Here is a 3,760-nt window from a genome sequence, read left to right as displayed (position 1 = left end):
CAGGTGGAACACCAGCACCGCCAGCATCGCCGCTCCCCGCAGCGCATCGATGTCCGGCCGGTAGGCAAAACCTCCCCCCTTCCCGCCTGCTCCGGTCGCCGGGACGCTCGCCGACGCGGCGGCTCCGGTGCTCGTGACGGCGGGGGCCACGGCCATCAGCGCCCCCCCGGGACCAGGCCCGCCTGCGACAGGAACCGCTCGAACGGTTCCGCCAGCGAACGGCTGCCGCTGACGCTGAGGTGGTGGTTATCGGCGAACAGGGGGGTGCCGTCGGGCCGGCGATCCAGCACCCGACCATCCGCACCCACCAGGTAGGGGGTGGGGTCGAACACATGCACATTGGGCAGGCCCGCCGCCGCCGCCTCCAGGGTGGCGCGCACCGTGCGCTGCATCGCCGCCGTCACGGCGGGCTCGGGCGCGCAGCTCACGGCCGGGCCGGTGGAGCGGCGACATTCCAGCGGCTTGCGGGCCAGCATCGGACTGTCCACCACCAGCACCAGCTCGATGCCGCGGGCGGCGAGCCGCTGGGCGTAGGCCCGCAGGTTGGACACGTGGCGCTCCCGGGCCTGGGCGGGGGTGAGGCGGCGGTCGCCGTCCATGACGTTGGCCTCGCTGGGGGTGCCGGCGGGGGTCACATCGCCCACGTAGTAGTTGAGCCAGGAGGAGAGCACCACGACATCGCCCCGCTTGAGGCGTTCCAGGGAGCGCTCCATCTCACCGACCACGAAGTCGCGGCAGGGGCCATAGCTCTTGTTGCCCCAGCTCATCAGCAGGCTGGGATCGGTGAAGCAGGCCATCTGGTAGGTGAAGCTGATCCGCTGGCCGGTGCGGGCGGTCACCGCGTCCAGCATCGGCAGCAGGTGCAGGGCATGGGAATCGCCCAGCAGGAAGATCTCGCCGGCACCGGGCCGGCCGGGGCGGCCGCAGCGCTCGAAATCGATGCGGGTGGTGTCGTTGTAGGGCTGGCCGTACACGAGGCTGCAGCCGCTGCCGATGCCCGTGCCGGGGATCAGCAGGTTCTGGATGCGCTCGCTGCGGGGCACCGGATCGCGGTCGGTGCCCCGGAACAGGCGGTCCCGCAGGCCGTTCTGCAGGGCGTCGATGCCGATCCACAGGCCCGCCACCGCCAGCACCGCCAGCAGCGTCTCCCACCACCACTTCAGCGGATAACGCCGCACCGGCTGCTCCACCAGCCCGTACGCCGCCACCGCCAGCACCACGCTCCCCACCACCGCCGCCACGTACTGCCACCACGTCTCCATCCCCCACGTCCACCGCAGCAGCACGATCACCGGCCAGTGCCACAGGTACAGCGAATACGACAGCAGCCCGCACGTCAGCAGCGCACGCTCCAGCCACCGCCCCGGCAGGAATCTCCCCCCCTCACCGGGACCCGCCTGCAGCACCAGCAGCGTCCCCACCACCGCCGGCAGCACACCCGGCACCGGGAAGCCCTCACGCTCCGACGTCATCACCACCGCCCACAGCAGCAGTGCCGCCCCCGCCAGCCGCGGCCAGCGCCCCTGCAGCCAGCTCGCCCCAACCAGACCCCGACGCTGCGCCACCAGCAGCAGCGAACCGATCGTCAGTTCCCACAGCCGGCTCGGCATCAGGAAAAAGGCCGCCATCGGTGCGCTCTGCGTCCACCACCAGCTCGCCCCCAACGACAGCACGATCAGCGCCGCCAGCAGCGGCACGCTCCGCCGCACCCCGTAGCCGATCCCCACCATCAGCAGCGGAAACACCAGGTAGAACTGCTGCTCCACACCCAGCGACCAGGTGTGCAGAAATGGGTTCAGGTCGGCGTCCGGATTGAAGTAATCGATCTGCCCCATCAGGAAGTTGTTCGACCAGCCGAACAACGCCTTGATCGCGGTCATGAAGTAGGGCCCGTTCTCGCCGGGGGGAACCCAGAGGGCCACCGCCAGGCTCGTCACCCCCAGGCACACCAGCAGGTTCGGCAGCAGCCGCCGCACACGCCGCAGGTAGAAATTCCCCAGCCGTGGCCACAGCGGCTTGCTCGCCTGGCCCAGCAGCGAGCCCATCACCACGTAGCCCGAGATCACAAAGAAGATGTCCACCCCCGTGAAGCCACCCGGCAGCCAGGCCTTGTTCAGGTGGAACACCAGCACCGCCAGCATCGCCGCTCCCCGCAGCGCATCGATGTCCGGCCGGTAGGCGAATGCTCCCCCCTTCCCGCCTGATCCGGTCGCCGGGCCGCTCGCCGACGCGGCGGCTCCGGTCGTGGCGGTGGGGGCCACCGCCATCAGCGCCCCCCCGGAATCAGGCCCGCCTCGGACAGGAACCGCTGGAACGGCCCCGCCAGCGAGCGACTTCCCGTCACACTCAGGTGGTGGGAATCGGAGTAGATGATCTTGCCCAGGTCATTGCGGTAGCGCACCCGGCCATCCGGGCCCAGCAGATAGGGGGTGGGGTCGAACACATGCACGTTCGGCAGGCCCGCCGCCGCCGCCGCCAGGGTGAGGCGCACCGCCTGCTGGCCCGCGGCGGTGGCGGCGGGGTCGGGGGCGCAGCTGGTGGCGGAATTCTTCGGGCAGGCCACGATCTCACGGGCGAGGGTGGGATTGTCGACCACCAGCACCAGCTGGATGCCCCGGGCCGCCAGACGCTGGGCATAGGCCCGCATGCTGAGAATGTGGGCCTGACGCAATTCGGCGACGTTAAGCCTCCGGCCTGAGAGGTAAGCCGGCTGCCCCTGGCTGGTGCCACCGGGGTCGGCGCTGCTCAGGTAGTTGTTGAGGTTGCTGGAGATCATGACGATGTCCCCCGGCTTCAGACGCTCGAGAGCCCGCTCCATCTCCCCGGCGGCGAAATCGGTGCAGGGCTTGTAGGGACGGTTGTTGAGGAACAGCGTCAGCTGGGGATCGATGAAGCAGGAGCGCTTGTTGGTGAAGGTGATGCGCTGGCCTGTGGCGGCGGTGACCAGGTCGAGCATCGGCAGCAGATGCTCGGCATGGGAATCGCCCAGCAGGAAGATCTCCCCGGCACCGGGCCGACCGGGCTTGCTGCAGCGTTCGAGATCGGAGCGGCTGGCGGGGCTGTAAGGGGTCCAGTAGGGAATGGCGCAGTTCTGATCGATCCGGGTGCCGGGCAGGGTGGGATTCCACTCCTGCACCCGTTCGTGCAGGGGAACCGGATCCCGGTCGGTGCCGATGAAGAAGCGGCCGCGCACCGAATAGTGGAGGGTGTCGATGGCCGTCCACAGGCCCGCCACCGCCAGCACAGCCAGCAGCGTCTCCCACCACCACTTCAGCGGATAACGGCGCACCGGCTGCTCCACCAGCCCGTACGCCGCCACCGCCAGCACCACGCTTCCGGCCACCGCCACCACGTACTGCCACCACGTCTCCATCCCCCACGTCCAGCGCAGCAGCACGATCACCGGCCAGTGCCACAGGTACAGCGAATACGACAGCAGCCCGCACGTCAGCAGCACCCGCTCCAGCCACCGCCCCGGCAGAAATCTGCCCCCCTCTCCTGGGCCCGCCTGCAGCACCAGCAGCGTCCCCACCACTGCCGGCAGAACCCCGGGCACCGGGAAGCCCTCACGCTCCGACGTCATCACCACCGCCCACAGCAGCAGCGCCGCCCCCGCCAGCCGCGGCCAACGGCCCTTCATCCACTCCGCCCCCAGCAGACCCCGCCGCTGCGACACCAGCAGCAGCGAGCCCACCGTCAGTTCCCACAGCCGGCTCGGCATCAGGAAAAACGCCGCCATCGGCGCGCTCTGCGTCCACCA

General features: G+C 70.1%; 2 protein-coding genes. Both read right to left on the bottom strand.

Annotated elements, in window-relative coordinates; translation table 11 throughout:
• Positions 1-155 precede the first annotated feature (155 nt).
• Entirely contained in the window at positions 156-2,267 is a 2,112-nt protein-coding gene (locus KUG39_RS17010) for an acyltransferase family protein (protein WP_216916645.1), read from the bottom strand.
• On the bottom strand, positions 2,267-3,760 hold a 1,494-nt coding region (locus tag KUG39_RS17005; RefSeq protein WP_216916647.1), incomplete at its 5' end, for an acyltransferase family protein. The genes KUG39_RS17010 and KUG39_RS17005, both read right to left, overlap by 1 nt.

It is taken from the genome of Synechococcus sp. CCAP 1479/10 (genome assembly GCF_019038515.1).
Taxonomy (GTDB): domain Bacteria; phylum Cyanobacteriota; class Cyanobacteriia; order PCC-6307; family Cyanobiaceae; genus Cyanobium.
This window is presented reverse-complemented; position numbering and strand designations above follow the sequence as displayed.

Coding starts and splice junctions, on each gene's coding strand:
- KUG39_RS17010 (WP_216916645.1), bottom strand. CDS start 2,267: ATGGCGGTGGCCCCCACCGCCACGACCGGAGCCGCCGCGTCGGCGAGC.